Annotated in this window: 15 protein-coding genes and 3 tRNA genes; 7 read left to right on the top strand and 11 right to left on the bottom strand. The window is 55.4% G+C overall.

What is annotated here, in order from left to right:
- Positions 1 to 123: 123 nt before the first annotated feature.
- Positions 124 to 384, bottom strand: coding sequence for a hypothetical protein (locus tag ACNKH6_RS11280; RefSeq protein WP_417915661.1), 261 nt, complete (start codon positions 382 to 384; stop codon positions 124 to 126).
- Between the two features lie 248 nt (positions 385 to 632).
- On the opposite strand from ACNKH6_RS11280, the gene ACNKH6_RS11285 reads away from it, so the two are divergent.
- Positions 633 to 2,435 carry a DUF4209 domain-containing protein gene (locus tag ACNKH6_RS11285; RefSeq protein ID WP_417915662.1) on the top strand — a complete coding sequence of 601 codons (1,803 nt, stop codon included), beginning with the start codon at positions 633 to 635 and terminating at the stop codon, positions 2,433 to 2,435.
- A 39-nt stretch (positions 2,436 to 2,474) separates the two neighbouring features.
- Positions 2,475 to 2,741, top strand: coding sequence for a nucleotidyltransferase domain-containing protein (locus ACNKH6_RS11290; protein ID WP_417915663.1), 267 nt, complete (start codon positions 2,475 to 2,477; stop codon positions 2,739 to 2,741).
- A 144-nt stretch (positions 2,742 to 2,885) separates the two neighbouring features.
- Here the strand turns inward: ACNKH6_RS11290 and ACNKH6_RS11295 are convergent, their stop codons facing one another.
- The 9 genes from ACNKH6_RS11295 to ACNKH6_RS11335 form a co-directional block, all read right to left on the bottom strand.
- The gene (locus ACNKH6_RS11295; protein ID WP_417915664.1) at positions 2,886 to 3,158 is read right to left on the bottom strand and encodes a hypothetical protein; all 273 of its coding nucleotides are present in this window, start codon (positions 3,156 to 3,158) and stop codon (positions 2,886 to 2,888) included.
- Positions 3,155 to 3,439, bottom strand: coding sequence for a toxin (locus tag ACNKH6_RS11300; RefSeq protein ID WP_417915665.1), 285 nt, complete (start codon positions 3,437 to 3,439; stop codon positions 3,155 to 3,157). The genes ACNKH6_RS11295 and ACNKH6_RS11300 overlap by 4 nt, the downstream gene beginning before the upstream one ends.
- Positions 3,440 to 3,756: 317 nt before the next feature.
- Positions 3,757 to 4,878, bottom strand: coding sequence for a Fic family protein (locus ACNKH6_RS11305; protein ID WP_417915666.1), 1,122 nt, complete (start codon positions 4,876 to 4,878; stop codon positions 3,757 to 3,759).
- A 157-nt stretch (positions 4,879 to 5,035) separates the two neighbouring features.
- Positions 5,036 to 5,111 (bottom strand) — tRNA-Phe (locus ACNKH6_RS11310).
- Positions 5,112 to 5,175: 64 nt separating this feature from the next.
- Positions 5,176 to 6,084, bottom strand: a complete 909-nt coding sequence (locus ACNKH6_RS11315; RefSeq protein WP_417915667.1) for a hypothetical protein — start codon at positions 6,082 to 6,084, stop codon at positions 5,176 to 5,178.
- Positions 6,085 to 6,453: 369 nt separating this feature from the next.
- On the bottom strand, positions 6,454 to 6,591 hold the full coding sequence (locus ACNKH6_RS11320) for a hypothetical protein (protein WP_417915668.1): 138 nt from the start codon (positions 6,589 to 6,591) through the stop codon (positions 6,454 to 6,456).
- Complete coding sequence (locus ACNKH6_RS11325) at positions 6,588 to 7,721, bottom strand: DVU0298 family protein (protein ID WP_417915669.1); 1,134 nt, start codon at positions 7,719 to 7,721, stop codon at positions 6,588 to 6,590. Before ACNKH6_RS11325 ends, ACNKH6_RS11320 begins: the two co-directional genes overlap by 4 nt.
- Position 7,722: 1 nt before the next feature.
- Positions 7,723 to 8,430 carry a tetratricopeptide repeat protein gene (locus ACNKH6_RS11330; RefSeq protein WP_417915670.1) on the bottom strand — a complete coding sequence of 236 codons (708 nt, stop codon included), beginning with the start codon at positions 8,428 to 8,430 and terminating at the stop codon, positions 7,723 to 7,725.
- Positions 8,431 to 8,563: 133 nt separating this feature from the next.
- Positions 8,564 to 8,639 (bottom strand) — tRNA-Asn (locus ACNKH6_RS11335).
- 139 nt (positions 8,640 to 8,778) lie between these two features.
- On the opposite strand from ACNKH6_RS11335, the gene ACNKH6_RS11340 reads away from it, so the two are divergent.
- The 5 genes from ACNKH6_RS11340 (at position 8,779) to mutS (ending at position 15,789) form a co-directional block, all read left to right on the top strand.
- Positions 8,779 to 8,856, top strand: a tRNA-Pro gene (locus tag ACNKH6_RS11340).
- A 78-nt stretch (positions 8,857 to 8,934) separates the two neighbouring features.
- Positions 8,935 to 10,407, top strand: coding sequence for an exodeoxyribonuclease III (locus ACNKH6_RS11345; protein ID WP_417915671.1), 1,473 nt, complete (start codon positions 8,935 to 8,937; stop codon positions 10,405 to 10,407).
- A gap of 229 nt (positions 10,408 to 10,636) precedes the next feature.
- Complete coding sequence (locus tag ACNKH6_RS11350) at positions 10,637 to 12,775, top strand: COR domain-containing protein (RefSeq protein WP_417915672.1); 2,139 nt, start codon at positions 10,637 to 10,639, stop codon at positions 12,773 to 12,775.
- A 44-nt stretch (positions 12,776 to 12,819) separates the two neighbouring features.
- A complete protein-coding gene (locus ACNKH6_RS11355) occupies positions 12,820 to 13,023 on the top strand; it encodes a hypothetical protein (protein WP_417915673.1) in 204 nt (67 codons plus the stop codon).
- A 105-nt stretch (positions 13,024 to 13,128) separates the two neighbouring features.
- Positions 13,129 to 15,789, top strand: coding sequence for a DNA mismatch repair protein MutS (mutS, locus tag ACNKH6_RS11360; RefSeq protein WP_417915702.1), 2,661 nt, complete (start codon positions 13,129 to 13,131; stop codon positions 15,787 to 15,789).
- A 297-nt stretch (positions 15,790 to 16,086) separates the two neighbouring features.
- On the opposite strand, the gene ACNKH6_RS11365 is transcribed toward mutS, so the two are convergent.
- A complete protein-coding gene (locus ACNKH6_RS11365; RefSeq protein ID WP_417915674.1) occupies positions 16,087 to 19,557 on the bottom strand; it encodes a tetratricopeptide repeat protein in 3,471 nt (1,156 codons plus the stop codon).
- Position 19,558: the final 1 nt, after the last annotated feature.

Raw genomic sequence — 19,558 nt, forward strand, 5'->3', positions numbered from 1 at the left:
CTCAATCCGATTGAAAATAAATGGGCACAAGCAAAAGCCCGCAGAAGAAAACTTGGCTGTTCTGTTGATGATCTCTTTCAGCAGCTTGACCTGTAGTCAATTTATTATGCTACAGCTATACTGTCAATATGTTGGAATGTTTACAAGATTTGCAAATGAAAATTTGCTACGAGGTGAACTGCGAGGCATCTGTTGCGCCTCGTAGTTCGTACCAGCGGACTGCGTACTTGCACCTCCAGATTGTCGGGTTTTTGGGGGCGTGGAAGCGCACAGATTCCTTGCCGCGCCGGAAGGCCGCAGGGGTGCGGCTTTCGCAAGCGCAATATTTTGGAGGCGTTTTTCAGGGTTGAAGCCGCAGAGCAGCAGCTTGACATTGGCAGACATTTTGCCGCTGCTCAGAGGCCCGCATGACGCTTTCAAATGGCGGGCGGCCAGCGGTCAGCAGCGGGGGAAGCAGGAATGCCTTGAAGCATGGGCGTTGCACCAAGAAGGCGCGGGAGCGGCAGGAATATTTTTGATGCTCAGAAATAAGCTGTGAAATCAGATTGTTCGTTGTGGGACGTTCGGCCTGTGGATGCTTTGTAGGGCAAGCGGTACCGCAACGGTGTGAAAATGGTTGAAAATGAAGGTTAGTGGTGGTAAATGAAGGGGGGGAAGTTTATGCAGGAAAAATCGCCTTGCAATCGTTAATAGAGAGAATAGTTATGGAAAATTTACATTCTTTATTGTTAGAATTAGACAGCTCAAATGCACCGAGATGTGAACATGATATTTACAAGTTACTTTCTAAGGCAACATGCGAACCAGAAGAAGATTTTATCGCAAAAAGCGAGCAAATGGCTTTTTTATTTAACGATAAGGCCCCAGTAAATAGTTGGGGCACATATTTTGGCCCTTATTTTGTTGATTTTGAAGAAAATATTGAATCCCCAAGTTTATCTTTAGTTACAAAAGAAATGCTTGACTATTGGAAGGAAAGAGCAGAAACGACGAAGAATGCTTTAATGAAAGCGAGATATTACGGATTGATCTATGATTTTCAGCAGCACGTGACCGGAGAAAAAGTAAATTATAAAATTGCAGGAGAATATGTCATCTCGTTAATCAAGGCATGCCATGATGGAGTTTGCAGCAATTTTATAGAAGAGGTGCAAAAAATAGAAAGAGCGTACCGTGTATCAAAATTATTTAACAAAAAAGAATGGATAGAAAATTGTATTGAGACCGCTATCAATATTGAAGACCGAATTATTAAACACCGAAGATTTGACCAAATTGGAAGATGTTTCAGTTTGTTTATTGGCGAAAAAGAAAAATTTCTTACAGAAGAACAACGGAATAAAATTATTCTCAATTTAGAAAAGACTGTAGAACAGCTCGCTGTTTGCGGAGACCCTTGGAGAACCGAAGAAAAAGGGAGGTTACTTGCAGGGTACTATAGAAGTATTAATAAAAAAGAAGAGATAGCGAGAGTGTTAAATGTAATAGCAAATTGCGGTTTCATTGCTTGTGAAAAACAGAATCCCATGACTAAATCACTCATCTATCAGGGCTTATGCAAGCTGTACAACGATTTTAATATGAACGATGAATTTAATGATATTACAAGAAAAAGTGCTAATATCAGAGAAGAAATAATTAAGAGTATGGGAAAATACCCTGTTCCAGCAGTCATGGCGGAAGATAAAAATTTTGACTTGCAAGGTGGAATTGAAGATGTCTTTGGAAGAATTTCCAAGAAATTTATTACAGGAGAAAAAGAAGCTAAAAAGTTACATGATGAAAATACGGGCAACAACGTCTATGATTTTCTTGTTCAAATTGGTGCAATCATAATAACTCATTATAATGACAAAGGTATTCCATCTGTATTAAGTAAAAATAATAATCCTGCAATAAATTCAGCATGTCAAATAATACTATCAGAGAGTCACGCTCTCTACGATATTCTCTTAAAGGCAATAGAACAATATAATGCTGATGCAGAGAAAATAGTAGATATTTTTTATAAATCTATTTATTTTGAAGATCAAAAAAGAGAAATAATTAAAAGAGGGATTCATGCTTTTATTGAGAAAGATTTTCTTGTGGCAATCCACTTATTAGTCCCTCAGATTGAGTCTGTTATTCATAATTTAGTTAAGTTAAACGGCGGTGATATATATGAAGAAAACAGGTTCGGCGGATTGCAATTAAAATTTTTTGAAAGATTACTGTCTGATAATGGAGTGAGTAAATATTTCGACGAAGATATAATTTCTTATTATAGAATTATATTGACAGATCAAAGAGGGTTTAACATACGAAATGATGTATGTCATGGAATCCTGCTACAGGAAAGGTTTGATTGGCTCTACGCCGTTAGAATAATACATATTCTCCTTTGCTTATCTCAAGCTAAGGCATTGCAAGACAGTCCTGATTCAGGAGAATAACACCGCAACGGAGCTGAAGAAAATTCAGGATTTCTTTGCATGGCTGAAATTGACAATGCAGTGATAGCGAATGTTGCCGCCTTTCTCGAACGCCTGAAATCGGCAGGAATGCAAATTGCCGGGGCGTATCTGTTCGGCTCGCATCTGACCGGCAAAGCTGATGAATGGAGCGATATTGACGTTGCGGTGATTTCCCCGCAGATTGGCTCAGACCGCTTTGAAGAGCCGCTGCCCTTCAGCCCGGACAACTTCACGCCGGATGATCCGCTGGTGCGGGAGATACTGCGGACGGGGCTGCGGGTGTGAAGCGGCGGGGCTAAGGTGCCGGGGATTGCTTTGATTTTTCTATCTTGTTGAATAAAAGCACAATCCGGGAGCCAGCTTTTAGATTGTCATTTCTCCCGCTGCGCAGCGTGTTTCATGTGAAGTTCTACTGCATTAACAGTCATATCATGCTGGCTTTATTTTAATATCTCCTTCAACATAACGATGGATAATTCCAGAAATCAGCGTTTGATATGGAATGCCCATTTCCAGAGCCTTTTTCTGGATTCCTGCAAAATCATGATCATATAAGCGGATTGTCACCCGCTGATTTTTCTTGAAAGTACGCTTCGCAGCAGCTTTCACAGCCTTCACCTCATCCTTTGACGGGTCAGAAAGTTGAATCCCGTCTTTCTCCAAAGCATCAAGAATCAGTTTTTCTTCGTCATCGTATTTCATTTCTGCTTCTCCTTTTCTGTCTTGTACAGCTTGGTTGCTTTTCTGCTCGGAATGATCGTTTTCAAGAAAATATGTTCCTTGCTGACCACATGCGGAACGATATATATGTACTCGTCCACAAGAATGAAATACAGCTTTTGTCCCGGATATTTTTCTTGATCAGGATGATCAGCGGTTTTCCACAGGTCGCCTCTGGAAAGATGAAAAACAATCTCTTCAAAGGAGATGTTCCGCTCTTTCTTCAATTCGGCGTTTTTATCAGGATTCCATTCGTATTTCATAGATTATTTGTACATTGCTTGCATGTACAAATCAAGCTGGTTTTCGCTGCCGCCTTGCCGGAGCAATAACATTTATGCGGAAATACAGTGAATTGGACACAGGAGTATAAAATTCCTTGTTGATTTCGATAAAAACAGCAGTCATGCCGCTGACTGCGCCACACTCAGCATGAAGGTCATCGGCTCAATCGGCGATTCAATGAAGCCGTGCGCAAGATGCAGCAGGGGGCAAGGAGGCAATCCAGTTTGTGGCTCACCCATTAACCACAACGCAGTTTGCGGCTCACGAAAGGCTGTTTTTGAGCCGCAAAAATAGATCAGCGCGAAACCCGGCCCTCTGCAACATCAATCAGCTCCAAGAAAGCATACACTGCCGGACGGCGGCCTTTTGCCTCCCGTATAGTTTTCAACATGCCGCTGTCACGCAGCAGAACGAGAATCCGCTTTGCGGTTGCCGCCGGAATGTCTTTGGCTGAAGTGAATTCCGTCGCGTTGAACACCGGGCGGGAAAAGAAGAAATCCAAGGCATGAATGGCATACTGCGAATGCGTCAAGTCAACAAGCTGGCGTTTTTTATCCTCATACAGCTTGAGGATGCTGGCCGCCTTGCGCTGGTTTTCTTCCGCCTGATCTATGACCGCTTTCAGAAAGAACTCGCACCAGCCCGTCCAGTCCTCATCAGAGGAAACGGCGGCCAGCCGCGCATAATATTCCGCCCGCTCCCGCTCAAAATACGCGCTGATGTAAAACATGGGGGCGCGGATGAGACCTGCGGTGTGCAGGAAGAGCGGAATGAACATCCGGCCCAATCTGCCGTTGCCGTCTAAAAAAGGGTGCAGGGCTTCCAGTTCGGCATGAAGAACCGCAAGCTGCGCCAGACGGTCTGGCATTTGCGCGTGAATGAAATTTTCCCATTTTCCCATTGCCTCCTGAAGGTGCTCGGCTGAGATGGGAACAAAGCGGGCCTCCTCAATAGAGCAGCCGGGCGGCCCTATCCAGTTGGGCACCTTCCGGTATTCTCCGCGTGCCGCGCTGTGCCCTCGCACGTCGGCCAGCAGCACCCGGTGCGCCTCTTTAATCACACGCTGGCAAAGCGGCAGCGTGTTCAGCAGCCCCTCAGCGTGGCGCATCGCCTTCCGGTAGTTCAGCACCTCGTTAATATCCGCCTTCTTCTGCTGCGGCAGGTCGTTTGAGCCGCCTTCAGCCTCAAACTCAAGCACTTCCCCCATTGTCGCCTGCGTTCCTTCGATCTTTGAGGAAAGGACAGCCTCCTGCGTAGTCAGCGGAGCCAAGAGGATGGAAGGGTTCGGTATGGCGGCAAGGGTGCCATCATACCGGGCAAGGGCGGCATTGGCAGGCCCGATCAGCGGAATAAGGCGCAGCCAGTCTATATTCTTCGGCGGGAACTTGCCGTAATGATACTGAACCGGAGGAATCATTTTCTGCCCTCTTTAGAAGAAAATGAGATGAGCGAAACCGGGGACTGTTTTTCCCCCATGAGCGGAAAAGTGGGGGCAGGATGGGGGCTGGAATGAAAGGCAAGAAAAAAGGTTTTTAGAGGGTTCTGTTTAACTCTCTAAAAACCTTAGATATTTCTGGTGCCGAGACCAGGAATCGAACCAGGGACACACGGATTTTCAGTCCGTTGCTCTACCTACTGAGCTATCTCGGCAATTTACTGCATATGCAAAAGCAGAACAAATATACCGCAATCCTGCTGCCGCTGTCAAGAATTTTTATTTCTTTTTCCCGCCACCGCCAAGCAGGTCGCCGAGATCAATATCAAAATCATCTAAAGCGGTGCCGGTTTTCGCGGTTGGCCCAGCCATTTTTTTCATAGCCGCCGCGCTGGAGGGTGGCGGCGACATGGGCGCATCCAGATCAAGAGACAAATCCGGCAGCATATCTGCGGCTGATTTTGCTTTGCCTTTTTTCCCGCCATCCGCTTTGCCGCTGGTTTGCTCTGCTTCTAAAGCGGACGGCATCAAACCGGAAAGATCAAGGCCGCTCAAGTCAAGCTCAGGCTCCTTTTTGCTTTGCTTGCCAGATTTCTCTGATTTGGGCGCAGGCGTAGCTTTTTCCGATTTTTTCGGAGGCGGCTCAGGCTCTGCCCCAGCATCACCCAGATCAAAATCAAGGTCATCCAGCCCGTCAAGAGCCGCAGCGGCATCCTGCTCCTGCTCATCCGCATCATCAGATTTTTCCAAAGACAGCTTCAGGTCGCCCGTTTCTTTTTTCGGGGCAGGAGCAGGTTCAGGCGGCGGCGCCACAGTCTCCTCCTCCATGCTGGGCAAATCAAAGGTAATTTCTTCCTTGACTTCTTCTTCGGCCTCGGGCGCGCCAGCATCCATAGAAAGATTGAATTCTATTTCCTTGGCCTCCTCCTCTTCGGCGCCAAAGTCCACATCTGCTTCGGCCTCGGCGGCATCCGAAACATCTGCATCTTCCCCGCCGTCCTGCTCGTTATCAGCCTCCTCCTCTGGTTCCGGCTCCTCTTCCGGCTTCTGAAACCAGAGGAAGTCAGGAACATTGCTGCGCAGCACCACCCCGGACAGCTCTTGGGAAAACTTGCTGATGTTCTTTTTGCATCCTCCGCAGATTTCTTCTTTATCAAACGAAAGGTAGCCGCATTTAGGACAACGCATGATATTGTTCCGGCAAGAAAAATTAAGATATAACTATAGCAGGGGGCGGCATGATTCTGCTGCCTTCCTTGTATCATTTTGAGCGAAGCGAGAATTTGGAGCTTCCTCCTTTCGGTCGAAATGACAGACGGGGATCATTTTATAATGCTCCTGCCATCTCCTCATTTGCCATCATTTCATAGAGGAGGCTGCCTGTCAACAGCAATTTTCGCCTGCAATTTTTTCGTTTATCATACAATTACATATAATTATTGATCTTTCACCCTGAATATTTCCGCAGCATTTTATTGCTCTGCCTGCGGAAATCCTGTGCGCCAAGAGCCTGATGAGGAGTGCATGAGCAAAGCGGAAAAGTAGAAAATTCTCCTCTCAAAACAAGGAAATTTGTGCTCCAACAAGCTCCCTGAGCGAAGCCGAAAAGGGTGGTTCCTGAGCACTGCCGAAGGGAGCGCCGCGCTGATTGAGCAACGCCGCCAGCAGGACGTTGATGTCCAAGGTGACAATCATGCCTGCTGGCACTGCGGCTTGCGCATTTCCGCCACAGCCTCTGTCACCAATGCAGCCACCGTGGTTTTCACCGCCTCACCGCGCTGATAGATGACGACTTCACTCATATCCTGCTGCAACGCCATGATCTGAAAAATAACCTCGTTGGCCTTGACGCGGCCCAGCAGGCGCACGGTCAGGCCGCGCACTGCCGCGCTCTCGTGACCAAGCAAAGGGAAGAGCGAATAAAACGGCGTGCGGCGGACAAGATCAGGGCGGACAGCGGCGATTTCGCCCAGCCCGTGCAGCGCGGCCTCGCGGGTGCCCTCATCGCTCATGAAGTTGAGCAGATGGCGGGTGAAGGCTCCATAGATGTCGGTACGGGCGGCGATGATCGCGCCGATGGCCTCAACCATGCCCCACGGCATGGAGGCGGAATCCGAGCAGGCTTCAAAGAGCCGGTGCAGCATGTCCGCAACCGGCGCAGGCTCGCGGGTGGAAAGCCGCGCCGCCACCTGTCCGATCAGCCAGGCGACGTGGTATCTTTTCTCCGGCAGCGGCTCATAAAGCAGCTTTTGCAGGAAACGCAGCGTGCGCTTGTCGTCAAAGCTGAGATCAACCAGCGCGTTCACATCGCCAGCTTCAGCAAGCTGTTTGACCAAAGGCTTTGCCGCTGTCCGCTTCTGCCGCTTGGGATCGCGGGCAGGCTCCACCGGCGGCGCAGCAGCTCCGGCAGCAGTCTGCGCCTCCAGCTCTTTCTTTTTGGCGAAACGGGCGGCGACTTCGGCAATATCCTTGTGCAGGCGGACAAAATACAAAATACCGCGCACCGCCCTGCCATCTAAATTGCGCTTGGGGCAGATTTGATGGGTCACATCATCATAATCTTCCACGATGCCGGTGAGATAGTCATCCTCCGGGATCAGCTCCCACGCCATATCCCACTCATCGCCGCAGGCAAAGACGAGGCATTCGACCATCGCCGCGCCGATGCTGTGCCCGGTTGCGTCGCTGACATAAACCGCGCCGCACTGGCAGCGGCCAGCCGGAAACTCCTTCATCGTCCTTTGCACAGTCTCGGAAGGCCGCCCGACCTCCACGCCGCAGAAGGGGCACCACGGGCGGCTGTGCTGCTGTTTTCCCGCCGCCATGCTACTGCTCCAGCTTGGCCTGCAGCCCTTGGACGAAGCGGGGATCCACGGAATAGCCCAGCTCTTTCGCCCGCTCCAGATGCTGCATGGCCTCCTTGAACTTGCCCTTGAAGTAAAGCGCAACGGCCAGATTATTATGGGCCATGCCGCTGTCCGGCTCCAATGTCACCGCCTGCCGTGCTGCTTCTTCCGCCTTGTCATCCTGCTCCAGCATGGTGCAGGCCGAGGTCAGATTCAGCCAGGCAGTGAGCAGGCGCGGATCAATCTGAATTGCTTTTTCATAGCACTCCACCGCTGCTGCCGCGTCGCCCTGCTGCTGACGGATCAGGCCGATGTTGACGTGCGCCTCAGCCATGTTGGGCGTGATGGCCAGAGCCTTCTCGTTCAGCTCCAAGGCGCGGGCAACGTCGCCCCGGTCAAAATAAATCGCGCCAAGATTGATGTAGCTCTCCACTGAGTGGTCGTCCAGCTCGATGGCCCGCTCCAGCTCGCGGACAGCCTCGTCAGGGCGGCCTGCTTGGCGGTAGAGCAAACCAAGGGTGTGATGGGCGATGATGTTGTTTGGGTGCTCCTTGCAGATTTTTTCCTGCTCGGCGATCACGGCTTGAAGGGGCTTCTGGATTTCGGTCATTTTGCTTTCCTTGCGGCTGAAATAAACGGAACGCCGCTGCTGCGCGGCGAAATGGATTGTTTGCGGAACGGTAAGCACGAACTGCGCTGCGGCAAGCGATAATAGCAGAGACTGCGCCTTTGCGCAAGAGAATCAGGCGGATGAGACGCTGCTGCGGGACGGCGGAAACGAAAAAGCCCGCAGGATTTCTCCAGCGGGCTTGAACATTCTTTGGCTCCCCGGGACGGACTCGAACCGCCGACAGGGTGATTAACAGTCACCTGCTCTACCGACTGAGCTACCGAGGATTGCTGCACCGCCTTGCGGCAGCGTTGCTGGCAGATTATTTAGCACAGCGGCGGAAAAGAGTCAAGCGGAAAAAACGAAAAAGGTTGCGCTCGACACGAAAAGCCGGTACAATGAATGGACGCAGCAATCTTCATCCGTCGGGGCGTAGCGCAGCCTGGTTAGCGCGCCTGCCTTGGGAGCAGGAGGTCGAGTGTTCGAATCACTCCGCCCCGACCATCATGAAGCCCTTCCGCAGCACCTCTTGTTGTATCTTCTGTTGTCTCAATCCATTGGCGCACTCCTTGTGAACAGGACTTGGACATTAGATTAGGTCGCTACATGACCTTCCCCATTGATGAGGCCGTCGCCCGACTGCGCAAGGAAGCCGCAAGCTGGCAGGCGCCGATTGTTGACCTGATCGCCGCGCAGACCGAAGATCCCTTCAAGGTGCTGGCCGCGACCATCCTTTCCGCCCGCACCAAGGACGAGGTGACAGCGGCGGCGGCCCGGCGGCTCTTTGCCCGGGCGGAGAATCTGGAAGATTTAGCCAAGCTCTCAGTTGCCGAGCTGGAGCGGCTGATTTATCCGGTCGGATTTTTTCACAGCAAGGCGAGATACTTGGCCGAGCTGCCCGCCGCCTTGGCACGGGACTTCGGCGGCACGGTGCCGGAGACGGTCGAGGAGCTGATCCGCCTGCCCGGCGTTGGCCGCAAGACTGCCAACCTCGTTGTGGCTGTGGCCTTCAAAAAGCCTGCCATCTGCGTGGACACCCACGTTCACCGGATCATGAATCTCTGGGGCTACGTCGAGACGGACACGCCTTTGGCCACGGAAATGGCCCTCCGCGCCAAGCTGCCTGCGCCATATTGGCTGGAAATCAACTCCTTGCTCGTCGCTTTTGGCCAAGCTCTGTGCAAGCCGCGTTTTCCGCATTGCGACCGCTGCCCGCTGGCAGATATTTGCCCGTGCATAGACATCACACCGCGCAAGCTGCCTATGAAAAAGGAACTCTCTGCGGACAAACCGGCCCTGCGGCTGGTTTCATGGAACGTCAACGGCCTGCGGGCAATTGCAGGCAAAGGCTTTCTCGATGCTGTCCGCCGTCTTGACGCAGACATATTCGCCTTGCAGGAAATCAAAGCCTTCCCGGAGCAGCTGCCGGAAGCGGCGCGGAGCATTCCCGGCTATCAAGCCTGGTGGCATCCGGCGAAAAAGAAAGGATATTCCGGTGTGGCGGTCTTCAGCCGCATGGAGCCGCTACGGGTGATCTACGGCTTGGGCCGCGAGGAATTTGACAGCGAAGGCCGGGCACTGACGTTGGAATTTGCTGATTTTTACTTGGTCGCCGCCTATTTTCCCAACACCCAGGATGGCCTGAAGCGGCTGGCCTTCAAACTCGAATTCAATCGAGCCATGCTTGCCCACCTCAACCATTTGGCGGCGGAAAAATCTGTGCTGCTCTGCGGCGATCTCAACGTGGCGCACAAAGAGATTGACTTGGCCAACCCGAAGGCCAATGTCCAGAATCCCGGCTTTTCGCCGGAAGAGCGAGCAGGCTTCGAGGAAATCCTGCAAGCGGGCTACGCCGACACCTTCCGCCTCTTCCACCCGGAGCCGCAGCGGTACTCGTGGTGGAGCTACCGCACTGCGGCCCGGCAGCGCAATGTCGGCTGGCGGATTGACTATTTCCTCGTGGACGCGAAAAGCCAAGGCCGGGTGCGGGCGGCGGAGATTCACGACGACATCCACGGCTCTGACCACTGCCCGGTGAGCGTGGAGTTTGCGTAAGCGACTCCGTGCATCCTCCTTCCTTTGATGTTTTGTGCGCAGGCGATGAAGAAGTTAGTGGGCACCCATCAGCGTGTCTGATGGGTACCCTCCAGTTTGGCGGCAGGGTACCCTTGAGGATGATTGCCGTAGGGGCGGCCCCCTGTGGCCGCCCTTTCTTGGCAGAATGCAGCAAAGGGCAGGCACGGGGGCCTGCCCCTACACAACAACCACCACAGGTGCGCAGGCGATGACGAATGAAGAGCTGCTGAAGGTGATAGAGGAGGCAAAGGCAAGCGGGGCGACTTATCTTTACCTGCGCAGACAAAAACTCACTACCCTGCCGCCGGAGCTGTTTCAGCTTACTAACCTAACGACACTTGACCTCAGTGCCAACAATCTCACCACCCTGCCGAAGGAGATATGCCAGCTCAGGAGTCTGCGAGAGATTCACCTCTGGGAGAATAAACTCACTGCCCTGCCGCAGGAACTCGGCCAACTCAGGAATCTGCAAAAACTTTACCTCTGGAATAATAAACTCACCAACCTGCCGATGGAGCTGTTCCAGTTTACCAGCTTGACGGAGCTTCACCTCGGCGGCAACCAACTTACCACCCTGCCGCCAGAAATCGGCCAGCTCACCAAGCTGGAATATCTTCTCCTTAACGGCAACCCCCTCATCTCCCCGCCTCTTGAGATAGCCACGCAAGGCATCAAAGCCATCCGTCAGTATTTCGCCTCCCTCCAACAAGAAGACCATCCCCTCAACCAAGTAAAAATCCTCCTTCTCGGTGACGGCGCATCTGGCAAGACCTCGCTGACCAAGCGGCTGATCAGCAACGAGTTTGACCCGCAGGAGCCTGTGACGCATGGCATCCGCATCACGCCGTGGAACGTGGAGGCAGCCAGCACGCCGATCAAGGCCAATATCTGGGACTTTGGCGGCCAGGAGATCATGCACGCCACGCACCAGTTCTTCCTGTCCAAGCGCAGCCTGTATGTCATCGTGCTGGATGGCCGCAAAGACGAGCAGGCGGAATACTGGCTGCGGCATGTCAGCACCTTTGGCGGCAGCTCGCCGGTGCTGATCGTCCTCAACAAGCAGGATGAGAACTGCGGCTTTGCCATCAACAGTGTACACCTGAAACGCAAGTATCCAGCCATCAAAGGCTTCTATTCCACCTCCTGCAAGAAGGACGCGGGAATAATGGAGTTCCGCGCCGCCCTGCTGACGGAGCTGGCGCGGGTGGAGATGCTGGAAATCCGCTGGCCGAAAAGCTGGTTTCTGGTCAAGGAGCGGCTGGAGCAGATGCCGCAGCCGTACATCAGCTGCGATGAGTACGAAAGCTATTGCCAAGAGGCGGGCATTCCCGAACGCGCCAGCCAAGAGGTGCTGGTTGAGTTCCTCCATGATCTCGGCGTGGCCGTGCATTTCAAAGACCTGGAGCTGGATGCCACCCACGTGCTCAATCCGCTCTGGCTGACCAACGGTGTGTATCGCTTAATCACGGCGGAGAAAACAGCGCGGCAGGGCGGCGTGCTCCACAAAGATGACCTGCGTGAACTGCTGGAGAAGCGCAGCAAGGACGATTACGAATACCCCAGAGAGAAGCATCCGTATCTGCTCAAGCTGATGCAGAAGTTTGAGCTGTGCTACGACCTCGACAACGAGCGTGTGCTCATCCCGCAACTGCTGCCGGTGAAGGAGCCGGAATTCAGCTTTGACGAATCCGCCTGCCTGCGTTTCATCCTCCATTATCCGCACTTTCTGCCGCCTTCAGTCTTCCCGCGCTTCTTGGTCAAGGTGCATAAGGACATCAAGGGCGATCTGCGCTGGCGCACCGGCGCAGTCTTGGTGAATGAGGAGTTCGGCGCGGAGGCTTTGGTCAGAGCGGACAACGAGACGCGGCAGATCAGCATCTTTGTCAACGGCAGCCAGCGCAAGGACTACTTCGCCGTGCTGCTGCTCTTCTTCCGCGAGATCAACGCCACCTTTGAGCAGCTCAATGTCAACGAGCTGGTGCCCATGCCTGATGCCCCGGATGTGACGGCCCGCTACAGCACCTTGCTCAAGCTCGCGGAGAAGGGCAGGGATGAATATCTTCCCGATGATTCAGAGAAAGAGTACAGCGTGAAGGAGTTGCTGGGCTTGGTGCAGTTCAATGAACAAGCTGACGTGCTGGAGAAGATACTCAGCATCGTTATGCGCATGGAGGATAGGCAGCTTGAGGACGAAAAATCATTTATCGAACGGGCGCATAATATGCTGGAACTGAAACCCAGCTTGTTCGGCATAGGAATCAATGCCAACGCCGTGCTTGACGAATTGTTCAAGCGGCTGAAGCAGCAGCGCGCCAAGCGGAAGAAGATAGAGCAGAAGAACCAGTAAGTTCTATGACAACACACCAGTGACATTCAACCAAGATAACCAGCATGGAACTTTCAATCAGTGACGATAAGACCAAGGAGCTTCTTACTGAAGTGATGATTGAGCTGCTCCGCACCAAGCGCGACTTGATCCGCGACATCCTGCTGGAGGCTCTGGAGGAAGTCGGCTTGGCCAACGCCATAGCCGAGGGCAGGAAGAACGAGTTTGTCTCGGAGGATGAAGTCTTGTCAATTATTGCAACCATGTAAGGGCGGTTCGCGAACCGCCCCTACGCCATGTCCCAATCAACCTCCACCCCATCACCCAGCATCGTGCCCACTGACACCGCCTCCGCCTCCCCAGCCGTTCTCAAGATGACTCCCATGCTGCGGCAGTACCTCGAAATCAAGGAGCAACATCCCGGCACCATCCTGTTCTACCGCATGGGCGACTTCTACGAGATGTTCTTTGAGGACGCGGAGAAAGCCTCGCGGGTGCTGGGCATCACGCTCACTTCGCGCAACAAGGGCGATGAGAACGAAGTGCCGATGTGCGGCGTGCCCTACCACGCGGTTTCCGGTTATCTCAGCAAGCTGGTGCAGGCGGGCTTCCGGGTGGCCATCTGCGAGCAGGTGGAGGATCCCAAGCAGGCCAAGGGCATAGTGCGGCGCGAGGTGGTGCGGGTGGTTTCGCCGGGCGTGACCACGGACGAGCAGCTCTTGGATGCCAAGAGCAACACCTTTGTCTGCGCCTTGGCAGCGGCCCGCAAAGGGCAGAAGCTGCTGGCCGTCGGCCTCAGTTTTCTTGATGTCTCCACCGGCAATTTCCTCATCAGCGAAGCGCCAATCAACGAGGGCCGCTTTGACTTGGTTGAGGATGAAATCACCCGGATGCAGCCTGCGGAAATCCTGCTGGCGGAAGAGGAGGCCGAGCCGCTGGCCGCGCTCACCGAAAGCCTGAAGACGCTCCTGCCCAGCCTCTGTCTCACCCTGCGCCCTGACAGCAGCTTTGAGGGCCACGCCGCCCGCAGCACGCTGCTGGAGCATTTCCGCATCAGCAGCTTGGCAGGCTTTGGCTGCGAAGGGCTGGACAGCGGCATCCGGGCGGCGGGCGGCCTGCTGGCGTACATTCAAGAAACCCAGAAGACCGAGCTGACCTTCATCCGCCAGCTCCGCCTGCTCACCCGCTCAGGCTTCCTGATTATAGATGAGTCCTCGCGGCGCAATTTGGAGCTGACCGAGACCCTGATTGGCGGCAAGCGGGCCGGCTCGCTGCTCTCAGTGCTTGATCTGACCAGCACGCCGATGGGCGCGCGCCTGCTCCGGCAACGCCTCCTCTTCCCCTTGCAGGACAAAGCGCGGATCGAGCAGCGGCTGAATGCGGTGGACAACTTGGTCAGCGACAGCCTGCGTCGGCAGGAGATGCAGGAGCAGCTCAAGGGCATTTACGACATGGAACGCCTGTGCAGCCGCCTCGTCCTTGGGCATGGCAACGCCCGCGACATGGCGGCTCTCAAGTGCTCGCTGGCCTGCCTGCCGGAGCTGAAGAAGCTGCTGCTCAACGCGCCGCCCGTCCTGCTGCAAGAGATCGGCCTGGAGCTGGACCCGCTCTTTGACCTGCATGATCTCATCCACCGTGCCATTCGGGATGACGCGCCGGTGACGCTGCGTGAGGGCGGCCTGATCCGCGAGGGTTTTCATGCCGGACTTGACGAGCTGCTGCGCCTGCTCCGAGACGGCAAGCAGTTGGTCGCTGAACTGGAGGCCAAGGAACGGCAGCGCAGCGGCATTGCCAAGCTCAAGGTGGGCTACAACCGGGTCTTCGGCTACTATTTCGAGATCAGCCGCGCCCAGCAGAAAGGCGAGTTGCCAGATTACTTCATCCGCAAGCAGACCCTGGCCAATGCCGAACGCTTCATCACCCCAGAGCTGAAGGAGCTGGAAGAGAAGATCGCCACTGCCGAGGAGAAGCGGCTGCTGCTCGAATACGACCTGTTCATTCAGATCAGGGAGCAGATTGCCGCGCAAAGCGAGCGGCTGCTGCAGACCGCCCATGCCGTGGCCCGCGCTGATTTCTTGGTCAGTCTGGCCGAGGCCGCCGCCCGCTATCACTACACCAAGCCGCAGGTCAGCACGGGCGACGCGCTCTGCATAGTCGAGGGCCGCCATCCGGTGATTGAGCGGAGCATGGACGCGGGCAGGTTTGTCCCCAATGACGTGCTGCTCGATCAGGAGGCGCAGGAGCTGCTGATCATCACCGGGCCGAATATGGCGGGCAAGTCAACGGTGCTGCGGCAGATCGCCCTCATTGTCCTGATGGCCCACATCGGCAGCTTTGTCCCAGCGGCGCAGGCGGAGATATGCCTGATTGACCGCATCTTTACGCGGGTCGGGGCTATGGACGATCTGCGGCGCGGCCAGTCCACCTTCATGGTCGAGATGAACGAGACCGCCAACATCCTCAACAACGCCACCGAGAGGAGCTTGGTCATATTAGATGAGATCGGGCGCGGCACCTCCACCTATGACGGCTTGGCCATAGCTTGGGCGGTGGCCGAAGAGCTGGCTGACAAGAACGGACGCGGGGTGAAGACGATGTTCGCCACCCATTATCATGAGCTGACCGACTTAGCAACAACGCACCCGCGCATCAGGAATTACTCCATCGCGGTGCGGGAGCATAAAGGCAGCATCATCTTCCTGCACAAGTTGGTGAAGGGCGCGGCCAGCCGCAGCTACGGCATTCAGGTGGCGGCCCTTGCGGGTGTGCCCAAGCAGGTGGTGCAACGGGCGCAGGAGATACTGACCAACATCGAGCGGGGAGAGTTCACACCGACCGGCGAGCCGACCATTGCCGTGTCTGCGCGAAAGGAACGGAAGCAGGGGCAGCAGCATCCCTGTCAGCTCTCGCTCTTCGCGCCCAAGGAGGACTGCCTGCGCCAGCTGCTCAAGGACGTTGACCCCGACGAGCTGTCTCCCAAGCAGGCGCACGAGCTGATCTATGAGCTGGTGGAAGAGGCGATGAAAAGGGGGTGAAGGGAAGGAGCCTGGCTGCTTTTCTCCTGTAGGGGCAAAAGATTTTTTGCCCCTACAGTCTTCCGCCTATGCCCTGCAATATGGCGCGGATGATGACAGCCTCCTCGCAGCCAAGCGGCCAGCAGGCTGTGACTGGCGGTTGCACTATAGTGGAACTGAGGTTTCCACTATAGTGGAAAAGAGGCTTGCACTGTAGTGCAATGGCTGGTTCCACTACAGTGCAAGCACGATTCACAGCATAGTGTCTCTCCGCCACCTGTAAGGGCGGTTCGCGAACCGCCCTTACGCCAACCCCGCTCATTCCCTGCTGGCATACGGCGCAAAGGCCTGCTCTGCCTTGGCGCGGTAGGCAGCAGCCTGGCTGCTGTCGCCCTGCTTCTCGGCGATATGGGCCAGCAGCCTATAGGTATTCCATATCTCGGCTCCTGCCGGGTCAAAGATCTCTTTGATGGCCAATGATTCCTCAGCCAGGCGGCGGGCCTCATCCAAACGGACTGGATATTTGGCCAGCAGGCTGGCAAGATTATTGAGGACGCTGGCGGCTTGGGGCCGGTCTTCCGCACCTTGAAAGGCTGCCAATGCCTTATTGAACCACTGCTCCGCCTCTGCCAAGCGGCCTGTAAACATGCAGACTTGGCCGAGATGCTGCCAGCATGTGCCAGCCCCGTTTCTGCCACCAAGCAAGCCATGCTCCTCCTTCAACCGAGCGGCCTGCCGATACGCCTGCTCTGCTGTCTCCCAGTGCTCTGCGTCACGATAAACCATGCCAAGTTGGTGCCAATACACAGCCTCACTTACAGGTTCGTTGATACCCTGAAAGAGGGTCAAGGCTTCCCGATATCGCTCTGCCGCCTCAGCCAGCTCGCCCTGTCTCCGTGCCAAGGTGCCGAGCTGGCCTGTAACTATCGCCCGGCCCCGCACATCATCTATCTCTCCCTTGATCTCCAAGGAGGCTTGATAGGCTGTCTTGGCCTCCCTATACCGTTTCTGGTCACAGAGCACATCTGCCAAATCCGTCCAAGCCGATCCGGTCAGCCGCCTCACCCAGTCGCTCTGCTCTATCTGTGCAAGCTGGGCTATCTCCTGCCGGTAAAGCTGCTCCGCTTGGGCAGAATAGCCTTGCATTCGGCAGCAACGGCCCAATCTACCAAGGGTTTGGCAACGATTATAGCTAAGAGTCTCCTTCAGCCCGGCAAGGATGTCCTTAAAAACCTGCGCCGCTGCAGCAGGCTGGCCGCTCTGCCGAAGCTGCTCGCCTTGGTTGCTGCGGGAAAGAAACCAAGCCTGCGAGCCGACAACTCCACTTGCCTTGGCCGCTGCCTCAGTCAGTTCTTGATAGTCCTGCCGCCGACCGAAGACGTGGAGAAAGAGATTGACCCTTTCAGCAAAGTCCACGCTCTCTTCGTTCCTGCCTGTCTGCAAGGCGGCATGGACAGCGCGGAGCATATTCGGCAGCTCGTGCTTGGCAACAGCGCGGGCGGCATGGGGGGTCGTGTCGTCCAGCTTATACATCTTCTCGGAAAGCTGATAATACGCTTGACAATAGCGTTTCGTCAGTTGGTCTTTCTCCTCCTTGCCCAGCTTCTGCCACAAGGCTGGGGCCAAGGTCGGGTGGAAGCGCAAGAATGTCTTATCAACCACCGGCAGCCGCTCTTCCTGCATCAGCCCGGCCCGGAGCAGATGGCTGTGCAGCTCCTGCCAGTCAGCCTCCTCAATGCCAGTCACATCCTGCACTACCACTTCCAATCCTCCCCCGGCAAAGACACCCAGCCTGTTCAGCAGCGGCAGGCAGCGCGTGGGCAGCCGCTCAATGGACAGCTCCAGCGAGGCCAGCAAACTGCGGTCTTCCCGGTTCAGCGGCTGCAAGGCCAGCAACGCCTCCAGCCGTTCCCCCACATCCGCCGGGCCGCGCTCCTTGAGCTGCTGCGCCAGCAGGCTGATGGACAGGGGATGAAAGCCCACCTGCTCAAAGAGCGTGACCAGGACATCACGCTGCGGCCTCGGCTGCGTTGCCTCTGGCGGCAGACGGTGCATTTCGTCGAACCAAGCCACCGCATCGTCTTCACGCAAGCCCTGCAAGGCAATGTGCCGATGATCGTAGCTGCCAGTCAGCGGATAGGCGGGATGCTGGAAGTCTGGCTGGCGCGAAGTGAGGAGGACGCGGCTCTCCCCAGCCTCTGACCACGCGGCTGCGGCATCAAGCAGCTCGGCCAGTGCGCCGCAAGCAGCCAAGGATTCAAGGTTGTCGAGAATCAGCAGGGTGGCGGTGTTCTCCAGAGATGCTTGGGCCGCCGCCGCATCAAGCAGGCTCTCCTCAAAGACCGCGCTCATCGTGCTGACCGCCATGCTCACCGGGTCGCAGCCTTGATACGAGTCAAACCTGACTAAACAGGACCGCTGGAAGAGCTTGGTGCGCAGCAGCCAGCGGCCTGCCTCGCAAGCCAGCGCAGTCTTGCCCTGCCCGCCAAAGCCGGTGATGGAGATGCGGCGGCAGTGATTGACTGCGAAGAAGCGTTCGATCTGCCACAGCTCCCAGCTCCGGCCAAAGAATCCGGACTCCTGCACTGGCGGCAGATTGTGCAGCGGCGCAGCGTTGGGCAGCAGGCTCTCGTCCGCAGCCGCACTGAGCAGGGTCATGTCCGCCCCGCTCTGATACAAGGCTGGCAGAAACCAGTCGTGCAGCTCCAGCCTCACTTCCTGCGCATTGTGCGCCCCGCGCAGGCGGGTGCCGCGTTCAGGGTTGGAACGGAGAGCGTGCCGGGCCTCGTCCAGCGAACGTGCCACGCTGCGGCCCTCGAACAAGCTGCGGTAGAACTCGGCAAAGAGCTGCTCAGTTGTGGCGACCAAGGCGCTGTAACTCATGGCGATGACCGCAGGAATGCCCGCATGAACGAGCTGGGCCGCCACGCCGCTCATCGGGTCTTCGCTGTCCATCATCGCCGACTGGCAGGCAGAGAGCACCACCAAGCCGGTGTGATTGCTGTTGAGCAGCTCGCCAAATGCCTTGCCCGAAACGTTCTTTGCACCGCCCCACTCGCCTTCAAAGAGCAGCCAGCCCTGCTTCTTGGCTAATACGCCGTGGCCGTCAAAGTGGACGATGTCCACCGGGGCTTCTTTGTTATCTAACCGCTTCTTCAGTTCCGCCAAAGTTGCCAGCCGAAGAAACTCGACCTCCACCCGCACCTGCTTCTGCTGCTCCAAGGCGTTCAACACCGCTTGGGCATCGCTGCGGGGATTGAGGAACCCGGCTCCGTCCGGCCTGCTGATGATGAAGAGCAGCCGCAGCGCAGGCTTGGCCGCACGAGGCTGCTGGTCGCATTCCTGTTTTGCGGCAGGCAGACCCCGGCGGATGGAGATGCGCGGCTTTTCGTTGAAAAGAAAGGAGCCGCCCGGCGCAGCCAGCAGCTCCCACGGCAGAGAAAGCACAGCCGGGTGGTCGGCAGCTATGCTGAGGACGCGGCCTTCTTCCGCAGCATCCAAGAAGCTGCGGAACAGCTCGGCTGCCTTGCGGGCGCTGTCAAATACAGCAGAGAACAACGCCGCTCCCCAGATAGGCAGCTTGTCACGGACTGCGGCGGCCCGTTCATCGTCCGGCTCCGCCCGGTAGCCGGTGCCGTAGTCCTCCACGTACCAGCGGAGTTCGGCCATCTCCTTCTCATTCAGCGGACTGGTGAAGGCCGCAGATGGGGAATATTCCTCCGTCTTGCCATGCAAGAAAACAGCGACATGAGTGAAGCCGGAAAAGGCAAGGCGGAGTTCCAAGGGCATG

It is taken from the genome of Candidatus Electronema sp. JM, from assembly GCF_048287415.1.
Taxonomy (GTDB): domain Bacteria; phylum Desulfobacterota; class Desulfobulbia; order Desulfobulbales; family Desulfobulbaceae; genus Electronema.

Bases quoted from the DNA above. Each gene is read 5' to 3' on its own strand.
- ACNKH6_RS11280 (WP_417915661.1), bottom strand. From the start codon at position 384: ATGTCTGCCAATGTCAAGCTGCTGCTCTGCGGCTTCAACCCTGAAAAA.
- ACNKH6_RS11290 (WP_417915663.1), top strand. From the start codon at position 2,475: ATGGCTGAAATTGACAATGCAGTGATAGCGAATGTTGCCGCCTTTCTC.
- ACNKH6_RS11295 (WP_417915664.1), bottom strand. From the start codon at position 3,158: ATGAAATACGATGACGAAGAAAAACTGATTCTTGATGCTTTGGAGAAA.
- ACNKH6_RS11300 (WP_417915665.1), bottom strand. From the start codon at position 3,439: ATGAAATACGAATGGAATCCTGATAAAAACGCCGAATTGAAGAAAGAG.
- ACNKH6_RS11305 (WP_417915666.1), bottom strand. From the start codon at position 4,878: ATGATTCCTCCGGTTCAGTATCATTACGGCAAGTTCCCGCCGAAGAAT.
- ACNKH6_RS11315 (WP_417915667.1), bottom strand. From the start codon at position 6,084: ATGCGTTGTCCTAAATGCGGCTACCTTTCGTTTGATAAAGAAGAAATC.
- ACNKH6_RS11320 (WP_417915668.1), bottom strand. From the start codon at position 6,591: ATGATTGTCACCTTGGACATCAACGTCCTGCTGGCGGCGTTGCTCAAT.
- ACNKH6_RS11325 (WP_417915669.1), bottom strand. From the start codon at position 7,721: ATGGCGGCGGGAAAACAGCAGCACAGCCGCCCGTGGTGCCCCTTCTGC.
- ACNKH6_RS11350 (WP_417915672.1), top strand. From the start codon at position 10,637: ATGACGAATGAAGAGCTGCTGAAGGTGATAGAGGAGGCAAAGGCAAGC.
- ACNKH6_RS11355 (WP_417915673.1), top strand. From the start codon at position 12,820: ATGGAACTTTCAATCAGTGACGATAAGACCAAGGAGCTTCTTACTGAA.
- mutS (WP_417915702.1), top strand. From the start codon at position 13,129: ATGACTCCCATGCTGCGGCAGTACCTCGAAATCAAGGAGCAACATCCC.
- ACNKH6_RS11365 (WP_417915674.1), bottom strand. From the start codon at position 19,557: ATGCCCTTGGAACTCCGCCTTGCCTTTTCCGGCTTCACTCATGTCGCT.